Origin of the sequence: Hymenobacter sp. UV11, from assembly GCF_004684095.1 — a bacterium.
GTDB lineage: Bacteria > Bacteroidota > Bacteroidia > Cytophagales > Hymenobacteraceae > Hymenobacter.
The window spans coordinates 1-16,005 of record NZ_SRII01000029.1 but is presented as its reverse complement, the minus strand read 5'-3'; the positions used below and the strand labels follow the sequence as shown (position 1 = coordinate 16,005).

15 protein-coding genes and 1 pseudogene are annotated in these 16,005 nt (G+C 56.9%); 9 read left to right on the top strand and 7 right to left on the bottom strand.

Features of this window, described 5'->3' with window-relative positions; genetic code table 11:
- Positions 1-276: 276 nt before the first annotated feature.
- The gene (locus tag E4631_RS24990; protein WP_133658662.1) at positions 277-846 is read left to right on the top strand and encodes a hypothetical protein; all 570 of its coding nucleotides are present in this window, start codon (positions 277-279) and stop codon (positions 844-846) included.
- A 495-nt stretch (positions 847-1,341) separates the two neighbouring features.
- Here the strand turns inward: E4631_RS24990 and E4631_RS24985 are convergent, their stop codons facing one another.
- Positions 1,342-1,920, bottom strand: coding sequence for a recombinase family protein (locus E4631_RS24985; protein ID WP_133658661.1), 579 nt, complete (start codon positions 1,918-1,920; stop codon positions 1,342-1,344).
- The gene (locus tag E4631_RS24980) at positions 1,917-2,762 is read right to left on the bottom strand and encodes a serine protease (protein WP_166648165.1); all 846 of its coding nucleotides are present in this window, start codon (positions 2,760-2,762) and stop codon (positions 1,917-1,919) included. The genes E4631_RS24985 and E4631_RS24980 overlap by 4 nt, the downstream gene beginning before the upstream one ends.
- A 979-nt stretch (positions 2,763-3,741) precedes the next feature.
- Between E4631_RS24980 and E4631_RS24975 the strand changes: the two genes are divergently transcribed.
- Positions 3,742-4,296: an RDD family protein gene (locus E4631_RS24975; protein ID WP_133658659.1), complete on the top strand. Its 555-nt coding sequence runs from the start codon at positions 3,742-3,744 to the stop codon at positions 4,294-4,296.
- A gap of 291 nt (positions 4,297-4,587) precedes the next feature.
- Here the strand turns inward: E4631_RS24975 and E4631_RS24970 are convergent, their stop codons facing one another.
- Entirely contained in the window at positions 4,588-5,019 is a 432-nt protein-coding gene (locus tag E4631_RS24970) for a hypothetical protein (RefSeq protein ID WP_166648163.1), read from the bottom strand.
- Positions 5,020-5,940: 921 nt separating this feature from the next.
- Here E4631_RS24970 and E4631_RS24965 point away from each other — a divergent pair.
- On the top strand, positions 5,941-6,804 hold the full coding sequence (locus tag E4631_RS24965; protein WP_133658657.1) for an RNA polymerase sigma factor RpoD/SigA: 864 nt from the start codon (positions 5,941-5,943) through the stop codon (positions 6,802-6,804).
- Positions 6,805-7,033: 229 nt separating this feature from the next.
- Here the strand turns inward: E4631_RS24965 and E4631_RS24960 are convergent, their stop codons facing one another.
- Both E4631_RS24960 and E4631_RS24955 read right to left on the bottom strand, forming a co-directional pair.
- Positions 7,034-7,303 (bottom strand): hypothetical protein, encoded by a 270-nt coding sequence (locus E4631_RS24960; RefSeq protein WP_133658656.1) that lies wholly within the window; start codon positions 7,301-7,303, stop codon positions 7,034-7,036.
- A 100-nt stretch (positions 7,304-7,403) separates the two neighbouring features.
- Complete coding sequence (locus E4631_RS24955; RefSeq protein ID WP_135318670.1) at positions 7,404-7,748, bottom strand: NUDIX hydrolase N-terminal domain-containing protein; 345 nt, start codon at positions 7,746-7,748, stop codon at positions 7,404-7,406.
- Between the two features lie 420 nt (positions 7,749-8,168).
- Here E4631_RS24955 and E4631_RS24950 point away from each other — a divergent pair, with 420 nt between their 5' ends.
- Positions 8,169-8,909: a hypothetical protein gene (locus E4631_RS24950; RefSeq protein ID WP_133655965.1), complete on the top strand. Its 741-nt coding sequence runs from the start codon at positions 8,169-8,171 to the stop codon at positions 8,907-8,909.
- Between the two features lie 320 nt (positions 8,910-9,229).
- Here the strand turns inward: E4631_RS24950 and E4631_RS24945 are convergent, their stop codons facing one another.
- Both E4631_RS24945 and E4631_RS24940 read right to left on the bottom strand, forming a co-directional pair.
- A complete protein-coding gene (locus E4631_RS24945) occupies positions 9,230-9,502 on the bottom strand; it encodes a hypothetical protein (protein WP_240735233.1) in 273 nt (90 codons plus the stop codon).
- Positions 9,503-9,774: 272 nt separating this feature from the next.
- Positions 9,775-10,878 (bottom strand): glycoside hydrolase family 18 protein, encoded by a 1,104-nt coding sequence (locus tag E4631_RS24940; protein WP_133655964.1) that lies wholly within the window; start codon positions 10,876-10,878, stop codon positions 9,775-9,777.
- A gap of 1,093 nt (positions 10,879-11,971) precedes the next feature.
- On the opposite strand from E4631_RS24940, the gene E4631_RS24935 reads away from it, so the two are divergent.
- From E4631_RS24935 to E4631_RS24920, 5 genes and pseudogenes are all read left to right on the top strand, one after another.
- Positions 11,972-13,093 carry a hypothetical protein gene (locus E4631_RS24935; RefSeq protein WP_135318669.1) on the top strand — a complete coding sequence of 374 codons (1,122 nt, stop codon included), beginning with the start codon at positions 11,972-11,974 and terminating at the stop codon, positions 13,091-13,093.
- Positions 13,090-14,622: a DUF5691 domain-containing protein gene (locus E4631_RS24930; protein ID WP_135318668.1), complete on the top strand. Its 1,533-nt coding sequence runs from the start codon at positions 13,090-13,092 to the stop codon at positions 14,620-14,622. Before E4631_RS24935 ends, E4631_RS24930 begins: the two co-directional genes overlap by 4 nt.
- 271 nt (positions 14,623-14,893) lie before the next feature.
- Positions 14,894-15,151: pseudogene (locus E4631_RS26350) on the top strand (transposase); the annotation flags it as partial.
- Entirely contained in the window at positions 15,067-15,561 is a 495-nt protein-coding gene (locus E4631_RS24925) for an IS5 family transposase (RefSeq protein WP_205704316.1), read from the top strand. The pseudogene E4631_RS26350 and the gene E4631_RS24925, both read left to right, overlap by 85 nt.
- Positions 15,562-15,647: 86 nt before the next feature.
- Positions 15,648-15,911 (top strand): hypothetical protein, encoded by a 264-nt coding sequence (locus E4631_RS24920; protein WP_133655961.1) that lies wholly within the window; start codon positions 15,648-15,650, stop codon positions 15,909-15,911.
- Positions 15,912-16,005: the final 94 nt, after the last annotated feature.

The following is a 16,005-nucleotide window of genomic DNA, read 5'->3' as shown; positions in this document are numbered from 1 at the left end:
ATACGAGCTCTATGGCTCCCAAACGTCCGAATCTTACTCCCCTCTTTTCCGGCTCAATTGCCGCAAATACGGCAGGTAGGCAAACATAGGATAAACGAACCTTCGAAAAGGTGACAAGCGAGAGATTCAGAAAAGGCAACACTCAACTTTTTTTAGGACAAGACACCTTCACAACTTGCTAAGAGGATTTGCCATTGGCCAACCAAAGGAGAAGGAGCAATGGTAAGTTTGCCTACTAGTGTAGCATAAAGCTCTTCTTCCAGTTGCTCCCACCCTATGAAGTTCTTTCTCACCATTATTATCTATTTATTGTTGGGGTTACAAAGTGTAAGTGCCCAAGACTCAAAATACACAGAAAACAGCCTGGGTATTATCAATAAAAATCGTATAACAGCTCTGGTAATGAGCGCAAAAGATCGAGGTCTAAGCGGAAGTGCTTGGGGTAATTCTATTGAAAGAGCAAGGTTTAATCTAAGTCAGTCTGATAAGATAGAATTAATCACTGCTTTAAATAAAGCTCTTTCCTGGGGCACTATTAACAATGCTAGGAAACTGTCATTTCAGAAAAGAGTGGCCAAAATTAACAGCTATTCTGAGATAACTAACTGGAAAACAAATACTAATAATAGCACCGGTTACATGAATGTAGTATTTGTTGGTAAGGAGGATGGCAGTCATAGCATCTTGTTGTACAAAGACGGTTTCTCAATGCTAGGTATTGAAAATGAATTTAATATTGAAAAGCCAGGTCAATTGTTTTGGCATTTTGATTCCGACCAACAAATCAAGGATTTGATTACAACACTCGGAAAGCAAACGGCGGATTTGGACGAAATCTTTAAGTAGCTGGCTTAGTATGCCTAATTCTGTAAAGAATCCAGAAGCAAAAGAGCCCCGGTTATAGACCGGGGCTCTTTTGCTTCTTTTGCAACCCACGTAGCAATAGGCTCGGTCAGGTTGCAAGTGACGCCCATACCGACTGCATGAGGGCGAGCTCTGGCTGCTGCCCCTGTGCTTATCCTACTACCTAATAGGGAAAAAACCCAGAAAAATACCATTTCATATAGGGGTTCTCGTTACAACGGGGCGATAAATTACTATAAGCTTTAAAACGCTGTTTATCAGTACACTTTGTTAGTGCCTCATAAAATGTTCGTTTTATGAGGCGAGCAATAGAGAGGCAAGGAAGGGTCCTAGCTACTCGGTTAAGTGCCTTTTATTGGCATCTCACGAATCAATGCACCCTCTCAGAAAGGCATCTTGAGATAGCGAGACGCTTACTGCAATTTCTCGCCCCGTTGTAACGAGAACCCCAATTTGAGTCCGAAGCCTGCTTCTGCCCTACTCCACTAGGTACTTGGCCACCGTGCTAGCCGAGATGCCCATGCTCTTACTAATGGCGTAGCTGGACATGCCGCCGCCTTTGAGCCGCCGAATCTGCTCGATTTGGTCCTGGCTCTTACTAGGCGTGCCGAGCTTGACGCCGGCGGCCTTCTTCTTAGCCAGCGCGGCCTTCGTGTTCTCCGATATCTTAATCAAGTCCTGGGCGGCGATAGTGGCCAGCATCGAAACGATGACGTCGCCGAAAGGACCCAGCGAGTCGAGGTAGGGCTCGGTGAAAGATTTGTAATTCACCCCGTGGTCCTTCAGCTCCTTCAAATACTTCAGCGTGGCCAGGGCCCCCTCGCGGCTGAAGCGGTCCAGGCGCCAGAATACGACCAGGTCGAACTGCTTCTGGTAGGCTTCGAGCAGCAGGGCTTTGAACTCGGTGCGATCGGCTTTACCTCCCGACTCCTGGTCGGTGAACACTTTATAGATGGTGCCGTGCTGCTCGGCGAAGGCGCGCAGCTGGTGCAGCTGGTTCTCAGTGTCCTGGCCTTTGTCTTTCGTCGACACGCGGGCGTAGATGGCGACTCTCATAATTGAGCATTATGGAATTCAGTTGTAGCTAATCTTTTAGCAATTATTATCTCTTCAATTACTTCTTTCCTCCAAACAATGCCCAACTGAGCTTCATTTTCTTTTTCTGCTCCGATACGACCAGAATACACGCCAACAAATCCAAAGACAGTTCCAATTAGTGACTTCGTAGTTAGTTGACCATTTTCCATATTATGTACTCCTGATCTCATCAGTATAACAGGCGAGCCAGACATTCCAGAGCGTGTAGCAGTGTCTACTAACATTCTGGGTAGCCCTTTGTAAAAGACTGATGGTTCGGTAGCTATGCTTCCTTTCTTCCACACAGGAAATTCTAATGAGTCTGTGATACCGAATGGATAACCAAGTATGTAAACATCGTCTGCCACTTCCGGCTCAGCTTCTAACGATCTATTATTATTTAAGGCCCAAAGCATCAAATGGTCAGGCACTTTTTCTTTTTCGATAAGGGGAATCGCAACAACATCTACTTGATGCCCATAATCAGGATGCACATACCATTTTGGCTTAGTATAATCGTCATCTGAGTAGAGTTCTACTCTTACATTTTCGGGATGCATCCTTCCTAGTTCTGCCCATACTGCATCCTTATTCTCAGCCTTATCAGCGCTTGTAGCCTCTGATTTACTTACTCGAGTTCTAAGATGCAGAAAAAGATGTGTAGGAAAAGCGGCATGCTTAGATAAGCGTTGTCCTCCTTCCGGGTTTACTCCAGTAATGCAATGACCATTTGTAATGATATAATAATAGCCTTCGAATTCATAGATAAAACCTGTACCAATAGCCAATTCGATACCTTCTTCAGGTTCTAAGTTCATCATCCTAATGAGCAAAGGGTAAAGAGTGAATGACTTTGTAAGTGATATAGGCCGTGGCTGCTTCATCTTAGGATGCGTTAGTGAAATCAAATATAGACCGCTCCCCCATCCAAAAAACGTCCGGTTTCTGGACTAACAGGCCATCCAAAAAACGGTGTTAAAAAAACGGCCCAAAAACCTGCGTTTCCGGGTCGTTAGGGCACGCTGCCGACTAGTCCAAAAAACGAGCGTTTTTTGGAGGGCAGTGAGAGAGCATCTCATCCGGCGCTTTACCAAGGAGCATCAGGCGGATAGTAGATATGATGTCGCCGGAGCCGATACTTCCACTTATTCAACTGCTTCCAGGATTGGCCCGCCCAAGCTGGCAAAATCCCGTCGAAGTGACCGCCTAATTGTTGTAAGGCCTTGATAGTGGTGACTTGTAGATAATCTGTGTTTGGGCTGAACGTTGTTATTTGATAAGCTCCGCTGCTTTCATATAAGCCGACCTGTAAGCCTACTGCCGGACATATCAACTCCAATAGGTAAGCCGAGTAGTATACGGGTAGGCCCGCTAACACACTTATCGTTTGCACTACCGTATCAATAGACGGAAGCTCTTGCGGCGAGAACATAATCCGGTGGTGCGTGACCATACCCGTAAGCTACTTAGCAAAAAACCAGAAAATGACGCTATGCCCTGTCTTCTACAAACCTACTGTTTTTCGAATCATTTTCCAGCCCATGCCAACGGCTCCGAAAACGCAGGTTTTTGGGGCCGTTGGCGTGAGGGTTTTTCGAACGCCTCTCAGCCCCCACTATTCGGTCGTTTTTTAGATGGTAGAAAAGGCGAGTGATTTGCTCAGAAAGGATAGCTCACAAAGCCATAAGCAAAAAAACTTTCGGGACTCACTTCTTGAGCTAGTTGAGAAAAACTTACTTTAGCGCCTTGTCCATTTGCCAGACCATCTCGAAGAGAGTTAACTAGTCCAAGGAAGAAGCAATGAAAAAGATTACCGAATTAGTGGAAGTCAGGTGGCGGACAGTCCATCTACAGGATGCCTATGGAAATATAATGCGGGACACAGAGGAGTACGTGGCGAGACGACCCATTAAGAGCGTTACCGCGGGTCCGCGATTCGGGCATTTCATTGTAGATATGTTTATTTTTCAGATCATTATTTATGTAATAGAATTTCTCTCGGCACTCTTTATTGAATTAACGCATTTTAACGTTAGCTTAAACTTGACTATTGAGCTAATAAGCAATGTACTTATTTTAGCGCTCTTCCCTGGCCTTTATCTGATTTGTGAAAGACTTTGGCAAAAGACGCCCGGGAAATTCCTGACTAAAACCGTAGTAATTGACGAATATGGCAATAAGCCGACTTGGCAACTTTTAATCTTACGTTCTGTAATTCGACTAGTGCCATTTGACGCCTTTTCTTGCTTGGGAGATACGTACAGTCATGGTTGGCATGACAGCTGGTCAAAAACGTGGGTTGTACCAGAAGAAGAACGAGTGATGCTTAAAAAACTGCAGAAAGAGCAGAGCTAACTCATTTGAAGTGGGCTACTAAAAACGCAGCGTAAATGAAGGGGCTTTTCGCAGGTGCTTAAAGAGGCAAGCTCAGCAAGGCGCAGTGGCTGTTGCAGAACTCACTCACTAAATGCCGAGTTGCCAGCGTGGGCTAGCTACCAAGCACATATAAAAGGCCTTTTAAACGACCTTTTGGCTTGATTAGGCTTGTATAATCCTCGCCTGGTGCCGTCAAGCAGGGTTCTGCGACAGCCACGGTCATTTAAGTGAACTTAGCGCAGTTCCCCTCAATCAGCCAGCGAGAATAGCTTATTGTACCTCCGTTAACAGCCTTTGCTCCTCTTTTCGCTTCAATAGATATCCCCCGGAAACTTTTGTAACGGCATACTTTATCGCCTCGCGCTCGATTCGTTGCGTCTTTCCCGCAGCTTCTAGGGTAACGGCACTCGGAAGAAAATACAACGAATCGCCTGCGAGTCGCCACCCAAGCGGGCTATCCTTGAGCACCGTAGTGCCTCTGGTCTCCCGGAATAGTGCGCGCCCGTCCGGCTGGAAGATAAAATAATCATGTACGTCGTTCGCGCTCGGGCGCTTCCCGCCGGCTTCTCCGATCAGAAAGGTCTTGTTGGAGAAGCCGTTTTCGGCAATTGGGAAGCCGGTGGGGGTGGCTTGTTGCCCCCACGTTAGAAAGGGCATAACAACCAGTAAGCTTACTAGCAAGGGAAGGTAACGAGTGGACATGGTAGACGAGCGAGCAGATGATCCCGCTGCGAGCAGCAGGGAAAGTTACTTTAACCACGTGCCTCCACGCACTGCACGTACAAACCTACTGGTTTGCGAACGACTTCCGCCTCCCCGAAAAGCCTCCAGAAACGCGATTCGCGAGCCATTTTTGTGAGGGTTTGTCGAACACTCGCGCTAGCTTTACCCTCCACCTTCATATGACTAGGCGAAAGCGTATGGGCAAGCCAATAATGCTAGCACTTGGGTCGTGCATCGGGGGCAAGTATTTGCTCCTGTATCTGTTTCTAATGGGCAAAAACCACGACTACTACTTTCTGGCTCCTGGCATCCGGAATGTAGTCGACTTAGCGTACTATTTGTGGCTGCTACTGGCCTTGCCTACGCTCGAATTCTGCGTATTTGCCGCGCCGCTGTATTGGGCACTGACAACCCCCAGACGAAGCTGGCGGCGGCCACTACACTGATTTGTGTACTGCTGGCGGCGCTACTCTACTATCAGGCAGCCTCCCCTTTAGACCCGCGCAATGGGATCATCCATGGGTTAATAGGCGTGAGCTTACAAGGGCTATTATTTATAAAAATGAGGCGCCCTGCTCGGCCAGTACAGGCAGTTTGAAGCAGGTCTGTTGCGGTGGACAATAGAAAATGAGACAACAGAGGGCTTAGAAAGTACCTCGCGGGACAAGTGGCTCAGAAAGTCCACCTCGAATGCCTTTCTAGCGTCTGGTAGGGGTATAACAGGCCGAAAAGGGGTGCGTCTGAAAGGTACCCCTTCTTGTGCCAGCCTATAAGCAGCGGTCAGACTTTTGCCCCAGCCGAAACTCTTCGGCTGGGGCGTCATCGCCGGGGCCGTCGAACCAAGCCGCCGCACCGGGAGTTATAGTTTGCTATGCTCCTTCTAAGCAGCGCCGTTCCCGCATGAGACAGTTAAAAATCAGTAAGCAGATTACCAACCGCGAAAGCCAATCGTTGGACAAGTACCTCCAGGAGATTGGCAAAGTAAGCCTAGTCTCGATCGACGAGGAAGTAGACTTGGCCCAGCGCATCCGCGAGGGCGACCAGATGGCTCTTGAAAAGCTGACCAAAGCCAACCTGCGCTTTGTGGTCTCGGTCTCCAAGCAGTACCAAAACCAAGGCCTGACGCTGGGCGACCTCATCAACGAGGGCAACCTGGGCTTGATTAAGGCCGCCAAGCGCTTCGATGAAACGAAAGGGTTCAAGTTCATCTCCTATGCTGTGTGGTGGATTCGCCAGAGCATTCTGCAAGCCCTGGCCGAGCAGAGCCGCATCGTGCGCCTGCCGCTGAACCGGGTGGGTTCACTGAACAAAATCAACCGCTCGTTTGCCGAGTTGGAGCAGCGGTTTGAGCGCGAGCCCTCGCCCGACGAGATTGCCGAGCTGCTGGAGTTGACGACTGCCGAAGTGGTGGACACGCTCAAAATCTCGGGCCGCCACGTCTCGATGGATGCGCCCTTCGTGCAGGGCGAGGAAAACGGCTTACTCGATGTGCTGCAGGATGCGGGGCAGGACACGCCGGATGCGGGTTTGCTGCACGAGTCCCTGCGCCGGGAGGTGCAGCGCACGCTCTCCACGCTGACCCGGCGGGAGGCCGACGTCGTGACACTCCACTTCGGGCTCAACGGCCACGCTGCGCAAACGCTGGAGGAAATCGGCGAGCAATTTAGCTTAACTCGCGAGCGGGTCCGGCAGATAAAGGAGAAGGCCCTTCGCCGCCTCAAGCACACCTCGCGCTCGCAGTCGCTCAAATCGTACCTGGGCTAGTGCTGTGTCAGCTTCCCTCACAATAATGCTTGTAAGGTAGATTCTGTCTGCCTCGCGGCCCCGAAAGGCGCACCTTTCGGAACGGCTCCTTACTAGGAATTAGCTCACTTTAGTGAGAGGAGGTCAACTTTCAACCCCTGTGCGGTGTACCTAAATTATCTCTGTTTTAGCGCGCCTACTCTTGCCTGACGTTTGATAACCTCCCGGAAGTAACTTAACCCCAACTTTACTAGCCCTTAGTGAAAATGAAGGTGTTGCGAATCAGGTAATTGTAGCCCCCGCCCCCGGTGCCCCTCAATTGATACCCTTCTTGGTAGAGCTTCGCAAATACTTTCTGCAGCGCTTCTTCTTGCCCGTTGGGCGACTGCTTCAAGTCCTTGGCTGTCAGTTCTAGCACCTCGGTCTTACCTTCCCCGTGCGTGACGACGATGCGCAAAGTATTAGGATAGCTATCCGTCGTGCGAACAACGACCATGTCCGGGGTACCCGTCTGGGCCATTGCCGGAGAAGAAGACAACACCAACTGGCATGAGGTGGTCGAGTAATTGTGGACAGAATAGGGTCTTATCTTTCGAATGTCATGAGAGACAGTCCCCTACCTACCAAACGTCGGCGCTATGATGCCGCCTTCCGGGCCGAGGCCCTGCGCCTGGCCAGCGATGGCCGTCGAGTTTCTCCTGCACGAGCAGGATTTCGTCCCGGCCGCGGAACAGCACGGCGCGGATGTCTACTTTGGGGGTGGGGTAGCCGGTTTCGCCCGCAAATAGCGTCTGAAGCTGCGCCACGGGCTCGCCGGTCAAACCTGCCAGCAACTGCAGACTCAAGGCCTGCACCTCTTCATACCGTTCGGCATCAAAGGGGTTGGGGGCGTAGGCGAGGCCTGCTTGGGCCAGGGCCTGCAAGCGTTGGGCAATGCCGAGCCAATCGGGAGCAGCGGGTGTCATGGAAGGGAGCCGGGGGGAGGGAACGGTACGCAAATAAACGGTCTACTACCCGAGTCCTTTTTAGGAGGTGAGTCTACCCCTACTAAGCAGGCAGTGCCAGGTAGTGCACCCGGTCGCAGCTGTTCCGCACCTTATTTCCTCCGCGCTAGGAAGGAGACGAGCGGCCCGCGAAACGAGCGCCGCCGTCGAACCCGCAGGCGGGAGGCAATCCGGCAATCGGATTAGCCGTCGGGGGTAGCGCTACCTGGCAGCCCCTGCCTGTTGAGGGCGTAAAAGAGGGCCGTAGCCGCTGGGGCTAGTTTCTAAACTTGCAAGGTTGGTCATCCTAAAAGGATCCATGGCACCTGTTGGTAGGTTTTAGTAGCTAATTTTCGGTTAATTGTTACTACGTTTAACCAATAAAATAACTCTAATCCGGTTATGGCTTATCATAAACGCCCCCTCACTACGCGCACTTGTGCCCACTGCCACGAGGCGTACCAAGCCGTGGATCGGCGCCGCCTTTACTGTTCAAGCTCGTGTAAAGTATCGGCTTGTCAGCGTCGCCGCCGCGCGCTCGCCCTGGCCAAACAGACGCAGACGGACCAGCCGCAGACCGAGCAGCCCAGCACGGCCTCGTCCTTGCTGGGCACGAACACGTCAGCGGTAACCCCAACCTTCACGTTGCCAGACGGGACTACCTCGGCTACCCCCACTGCGAAGGCTAACCCCCAAACCTTAGCCTGGAACCTGCACAACATGGCGCTGCTCGGGACCGCGGCAGCGCTGGGCAATCTGGGGGTCAAAGCCGGCGAGCGGGTGGCGGAGAGGTTGAAGAAGCCCGCTCCCTCGGCGGCCACGCCCGTTACCACCCCAGAGCTGGTTGATCCCCTGAATTGGCTGCCCCCCGGCTTGCTCACCGCGACCGCGCCCCGCGTGCCCTTGGAGGTAGGGGAGAGCGGACAATCCGTCGTCTTTGTGCACCTGCGGTACTTGGGGCACACACTCTACTATCAGCCCACGCAACGCCTCTTGCTTTGGCGCGCCGCGCCCGGCGATTTACAGCTCGTGCACTCCGCAGAAGAGGTAGCCTTCGTAGCCGAGCAGACACCTTGTGACGACTTTGGCCCGAATGAAGCCGCCCAACTGGGGGCCGGCTGGGAGTTAAAAACGCTTGGCTAACTGGGCCACCTCTGCTCAACTTAACAGATAGCCAATTATAAGACGCTTTTTTACGCAACAGGGCTTCTTCAAATTAGCTTGTCTCCGAGTCAATCCAGTTTATTCTTCGGGGAAGCGTACAGGCTTGCAGCGGGTGGCCGACGTGCGCTCGTCCCCGGCCTCTAAACCAGCGGGACTCGGCCGTCACTGGAACAAGCGCGCCTGCCGCGGTAGCCAGGGCCGACAAAGCAGCCCACGAAAAACGCGGACCAGAGGCGTGGGGCCATTAGCTGCGCCCACCTGCTTGGGCAACCCGTTCCGATGACCCGGTTAGCTAGTGTCTACTTCGTGGATCCCGCATCCACCTGGGCCTCGATGACGGCCTGCACGCTACCGGGCACGGCGGAAAGCAAGTCGTAGCCCGTGGCCGTCTCACTCGCGTCCACGCTGGTACGATAACCGCCCCAGGCGGCGCTTACGCTGTTGCTGGTGGGCGTGTCTACGGCAATCACCCGCGTACTAGCGCTGATGCGGCGCACGTCAGTACTACCCACGGGTAGCACCACCAGCACCTTCCAGCAGCGGGCGGGTACCGTGACGTTGCCCCCCGCCACGGTTTGGTAGGTGCCCTGCGAGCCCGTGCCCCCTTGCGTAGGAGCCGCAGATGACGTAGCGTTCGTTACCCGCCTCGACCAGCGCCCTGGGCCGGAGACGGGGGTAGTTCATTTACTCAAGTAATACGTACCCAAAGGTCGGCCGACGGCGGCAAGGCCGCCCGGCAACACTGGCCCAGCCAGCCAGTGCTGGCGCTAGGTAGTGCGACGCGCCTTGGCGGCCGCCAGGTGCTACACCGGGGCGCTAACGCGCCGGCACTGGCGCCCTGGGGCTAGCGCGCCGCTTGCGCTAAGGCATCCAGCAAACCGTGCTGCGGCACGTCCCCGGTCAATTCCCAAAACATGACCCCGCCCAGGTGCTTCGCCCGCGCGTACCGGGCCTTGAGCTGCAGCGAGCGCGCATTATCAAACGTGGCGAACTCCCGCCGCCGCGCGTTGTAGGCGTAGGGGGCCTGCGCCGTGCTATCCCAATACTGGCGGAACCCCTGCCCGGCCGACAGGCTGTCGCCAAAGTCCCGGTAGTTGACGGCCCGCCGGAAGCGGCCTCTTTGGTAGAGCCCGTTAGCCGCGGGCGCCACTTGGCCAAACACGCGGGCATAAAAGGCGGCCCCGATCACCACCTGGCGGGGGGCGACCCCCACCGAGTCTAGAAAGCGCACCCCCTCCGCCACAGATTCCCGTTGTTGCGGGGTCGCGTACAGCGGGGTGTGGTGGCCGGTGCGGGTGCTGTAGCCGTTGACCAGGTCGTAGCTCATCAGATGGACCCGGTCCACCACGGCCATCACGGCGGGCCACTCCACGGAGTGGCGCAGGTAGGCCGGAAAGCCGCCCGCGGCAAAGCTGATTTCGTACTGCCGGCCCAGGGTCGCCCGCAGGGTTTGGACCAGCAGGGTAAAGTTGTGCCGGTCCTCGGGTGCGAACCGGTGACCGGGCGGGCCGGCGATGGCGGGGTACTCCCAGTCCAGGTCCAGGCCATCGGTGTGCGTTTGCTGCAATACCTGTTTCACGGAGGCGGCAAAGGCGGCGCGGCCCGGCGCCGTGGCAAAGACCTGGGAGCAGGTGGGGCAGCCCGTCCAGCCGCCGAGCGAGAGCAGCACCTTGAGTTGGGGGTACTGCGTTTTTAGCTGCACGAGCGCGGCCACGGTCGCGGCGGATTGCGCGTTGTCGAAGGCGAGCTGCGTGCCTTGCAGGTGCAGAAAGCTGTAGATGAGATGGGTCAGCTCCCCGACGGGATAGCGCTGGATGGCGCTGGCGTCCCCCGCGTAGTAGGCAATGACTGCCAGCCGAGGTGTGGGCACGGGGGGCGGGGTAGCTGCCCCCCCTAACGCAAGCGTAGCGGCCGCCAAGCCGGCCAGCAGGAAAGGAAATGCTTTCATCCGCCCAAACTACGACGCAGCTGGTTACTACGCTTGGGCAGCTGGTGGGCAGCTGGTGGGTCTATCTACGACTACGAGTGGCCTGCCGGACTAGATTGACCCGTTTGTGCAGCCTACCCCTTCAGCTTGAACGCCTGCGTAAGGCGCGCTCAGTGGCCTAAGTAGCGCCGGCACAGCTGACCAACTAAACATATGCGGAGTTATAGGACCCTTGGCTGCCAATGGGGCCCTTATTGGATGGTTTCAGAGAGGGTATTTCCAGCGCGTAGGGACACTTTATTCGAGCGTTTTTGGCTGACCCTTATTGGAGTAGCTATTTGATAGCTGAAAAGGCTAATTACGCAACTTGCTTGGCTAGGATTGAGCCGACGCAAGGTAGCCTACTTAGATAATAGCTACCAGGTAGCATTACAACTTCTATCGGCCTCAGTCACTTGGCTTCGACGCTTATTCTTAATCGGTACGGAGCCTTTCTGCACAGTCGTTTCCCTTCATGTCTTCCTTATTTCCGAAGCAATCCTATCGGCGCCACTCAATTGCACAGCGCCGCTTGATGCGCCAACTGTCTATTCGGATAGATAAGCTGACGAACTCCATTGAGTTGGTGACCACCGGAGAATCTCTTCCTACTATCCTCACGTACTTCAGTAGAAAAGAAGCAGCAGTTCTATCTACCGTGCGATAACTCGACTGGTTGAGCTGCTTGCGCGGTCACAAGCGCGCTCGGGGGCCCATAAGCCGGTCGACTTGAGTTAGCTAAGCTCCTACACCGCGCAGAGAGCCTCTCTACCGGCACCAAGAGCTGCCGGAGTAACAAAAAAAACTATATTCCGCTTCATAACCCGCCCACGCCACGCGCATGAACTGGACCGAAGAGCAGGTGCTGACCCTCATCAGCTATCAAGATGACCAGAACCTGCTGCGGGTACTCGCGGCTGCCCACCACTGGACAGCATTGGGGCAGGCGAAAACGCGCTGCTGGGGAAAGGGGCAGCAGGGCGAACTGGTCTGGCGGGCGGCGGTGGACTGGGAGCATTCTCGTTTTGCCTGCTCGTGCCAGGAGGGGGGCAGGCGCTGCGTCCACAGCGTCGCCTTGCTGCTGTGGCGAGTGCGGGCCCCGCACCAGTTTCCCCAGGCCGAGCCGCCGGTTTGGATCAACTGGTGGCAGGCCGACTGGCCGGCAGAAGATGTTCCAGGGAGGTACCAGCGGCGCGGCTTGCCCTACCTCTGGTGGCGCGCCGCCCTCGAGCAGCCGCAGGCGCCCGCGCTGTTGGCCCGCCAGCAGCAGGGCGCCGAGGCCTTGGCGGCGTGGTTACAGCGGCTGCTCGAGCATGGCCTGCCCTGCGCCCATTACCTGTTCACCTCGCTCTGGCAGAGCCGCATCCGGCGCTTAGAGGAATACGACCTGCCCGGGCTAGCCGCGGCCTTAGGCCAGGTTGAGGCCCGGTGCCACGCTGGGGCGCTGGACCCCGACGCGCTGCTGGCGGCGCTGGGGGAGCTCTATTCGCTCACCCATGCCTTTGTGCACCTGCCGCAGTTGCCGGCCGCCGAGCAGCCCGCCGTGCGCCTGCGCGCGGGGGTCAACCAGCTCGACCGGGGGTGGGTACGGGGGATGCAGCCCGGGGTGGCCGACACGTGGTTGGTGCTGAACCAGCGCACGGAGCAAGACGCGCGCGGGAGGTGGTGGGGGTGGTATCACCGCGCTACCTGGCTCTGGGGCGCCACCACGGGCCGCTACGCGTTGGTTGTGGAAACAGACATCAACGTGCTGCCCCCACCCAAACGGATTCTGCCCTGGGGCCAGTACCAAGGCATCCTGCACTTTTATCCCGGCGCCGGCCCGCTTCGCGCTATCCCCGGTAAAGCATGGGAGTGGCAGGAAACCGAGGAACCCCAACGGCCGCTCGGCGGCTCGCCTTGGCAGCTGGCGTACACCTATGCGGCCGCCGTCGAAGAACAACCCTGGCTCAGTGTCTGGCCCGTGACGCTGAGTCCCATGCTGCCGGTGCTCACCGGGCTAACGGACGTGCAGCTGGTTCATCCCCTGGACCAGGGCCTGGTGCCCTTACGCGGCGAGCTCCCAGCGCAGTGGCAGCTGCTGGCCACCGGGGGGGGAGGGCCCCTGGCCGTCTTTGGGGAGTGGGATGGCCGGGCACTGCTGCCCTTGGCCCAGTGGATACTCCCGGCTTCTCCGACCACTCCCCCCGCCCTATGAGTACTCCGACCTGGTCGCAACTGCGCGAGCTCGCCCTCGCTGGTCTACGCCCCGGGGCCATGCCCGGGCGGCCCTTGTCCGAGTCCGCAGACACCTCAGCGCACGAGCTGCTGCTAAGCGCGGGCCGGCTAGTGCACGCCGAGCAGGCCGGGTGGCAGCCGGGGCGCGGCACTGGAACGAGCCCGTCGGCTGCACCGCCCGAAACGCTGCCCGCTGTGGGCGCACTCGGCCAGCAGCTGCTCGAGACCATGCTCCAGGGACACTTCGACTACTACCTGGACGACTATTACGCCCAGCTGGCCGCCCGCGGCCTGCGCGTGCCCCATCGGCTGCTACCGGCCGTGCTGGCGCACGCAACGCGGACTACCTATCGGGAGCCGGCGGAGTACCTGCTCGAGGTGCTCGGGGAACGGGGCCCCTGGCTGGCCCGGCTGCAGCCGGCGTGGCGCCCGCTAGTGGCCGTCCACGACGAGGCGAGCTGGACCCACGGCCCGCCCGCGCAGCGCCGTCGTTTCTTGCAGACCCTCCGCCGGAAGAACCCGGGGCAGGCCCGCGCGCTGCTGGCGGCGACGCTGCCCCAGGTATCGCCCGGGCTGCAAGCCGAATTGCTGCAGGATCTGCAGGGGCCAGTGGAGCCGGCCGACGAGCCTTGGCTCACCCCGTGCCTGGCTTCCCCCGACCCACGGGTTCGGCAACGAGCCGCGAACCTGCTGGTGCGGCTGCCGGGAAGCACCCTGGTCGAGCGGGTCTGGGCCTGGACCCAGCCGTTCCTGCTCCTGTCCACCCTCCCCAGTGGGGACCAGGAGCTGCGCGTCACGCTGCCCCCGCACTGGAACCCCGACTGGGCGGAAGTAGGCTTGGTGTACGAGTCGTACGCTCCCGGCCGCGAGCCCGCGCGCTGGCTGCGGCAACTGCTGGCGCTGATCCCGCCCCAACGGTGGAGCACGCACTGGCAGCTGCCGCCGACAGCGCTGCTGGCGCTGACCTTGACCACGGCCAACGGCCCCGTGGTGGTAGAGGGTTGGGCCGAGGCGACCTATCAGCACCAGCAGCAGGAGTGGGCCACGGCCATTATTGAGAGCAAGCTCACGCAGCCGGCGGCCGCGGAATGGTCGATTATGCCGCTGTTCTGCCTAACCCCGCCCCAGGCGGCGGCCCTCATCCTGCCCCACGTACCGGCCGGGGCCCGGTTGTCTAAAAAGGAGGCGCCCTGGCAGCAGACCTTGCTGTACATCCGCCAGCCCTGGCCCAGGGCCGTGCTGCGGCGCGTGCTGCAGGTACTCGCGGATACGCTCGTACATGTTCCCGGTCAGGAAGAAGACACGTTCACCCCGATCCGGATGCTGATTATAGACCTGTCTCGCGTGAAAGTGGACGAGGCACTTTACGAAGAAGTGGAACAGCGATTCGAAGGCTTCCTTTCGATGTTCAACGAGCATCACGCCATGCTGGAGAGCGCCCTAAAAATGCTGCGCTTCAAGCGCCAGCTTCAGCGTTCGTTACGGGCGCCGCCCGCACCGGATGCGTGATCGAACCGATTGCCCTTGTAGCAGGTAAGCGCGCAAGGAGCAATCGGCGCGGTGAGCAAGGGTCAAATCATGCGTTGGAGCGAGGGGCAAAAAGCCACAACTTACTGACCCAGTAGATCTGGCGCCCTGGCCGATCAATTGTTCTAGAGACTGTGGACAGTAGCGCAAGTAATTTTGGGCCATGCGCCGCCACGAATTAACTGACCGGGAGTGGAAAATTGTCGAACCGTACACCTTGGGCTGACCGGGTGCCTTCGGGGGAGTTGGACGCGACAATCGCTTGTTTATCAACGCAGTGCTGTACAGAGTGCGCACCGGTATTCCCTGGCGCGACCTGCCCGAACGCTTTGGGGCCTGGAACACGGTGGCCCGTCGCTTTCGGCGCTGGGCGCTGGCTGGGGTCTGGGAAAAGTTGTTTCAAGCCGTGCAGGAGCCCGATTACGAGTGGGTGCTGGTGGACTCGACCACCGTCAAGGCCCACAAAGCCGCAGCCGGCCAAAAAAAAGTTCGGCGCCAGCCGAGTGTTTAGGTCGCAGCCGGGGCGGTTTCTCTACCAAGCTGCACGCCGTCGTCGACGCCTTGGGCAACTGCCTGCACCTGGACCTGACACCCGGCCAGACAGCCGACTGCGGGCTGCTGCCCGACCTATTGGCCGTGCTGCCGCACGCGCCGGGGGCGGTGGTGGCGGATAAGGCCTACGACACGGATAAAAGTCTGGAAACCATCGCCGGACTTGGGGCCGAAGCCGTTATTCCCCCTGAAGCCAGTCGCCTGGACCAGCGCCCGTACGATGAAAATCTCTACGCGGACCGCTCGAAAGTAGAACGCTTCTTCGGCCGACTCAAAGAAGCCCGCGCCTTGGCCACGCGCTACGACAAAACGGCGTGTTCTTTCCTCGCCGTAGCGCATTTGCTAGCCGCCCTCGACTGGCTCCGCTAACTCCACCCTGTCCACATACTCTAGGTCAGACTTTGCCAGTGGCATGACTGAAGGGGATTTAATGCAAACGAAATTATAACGTAGTTATGCGCTACCAGATTGGGAAGCATCTTATTGCCTTTCACATGGAGGCACTGGGCATATTAGACCGCTTCACCCAATGGAGCAAGAACCAACCCGAAGCCGGTGGGGTAATAATGGGTAAGCTTATTGGGAACGAAATTCAAATTATGCGGCTGTCGGTGCCTACCCCACTTGACAAAGCCTCTCGTTACAACTTTGAGCGACATGCTTATTCGGCCCAAATTGTCATCGACTACGAGTTTCACAATAGCAATGGGGAAATGTGAGGTGGTCTAGTTAGGCAGGAGAAAGTTGGGTGATGTTAGCAAGTAGCTGCTGGTGAAAGTGATAAGGCTTTAGGTAGCCGATACTGGAATGCCG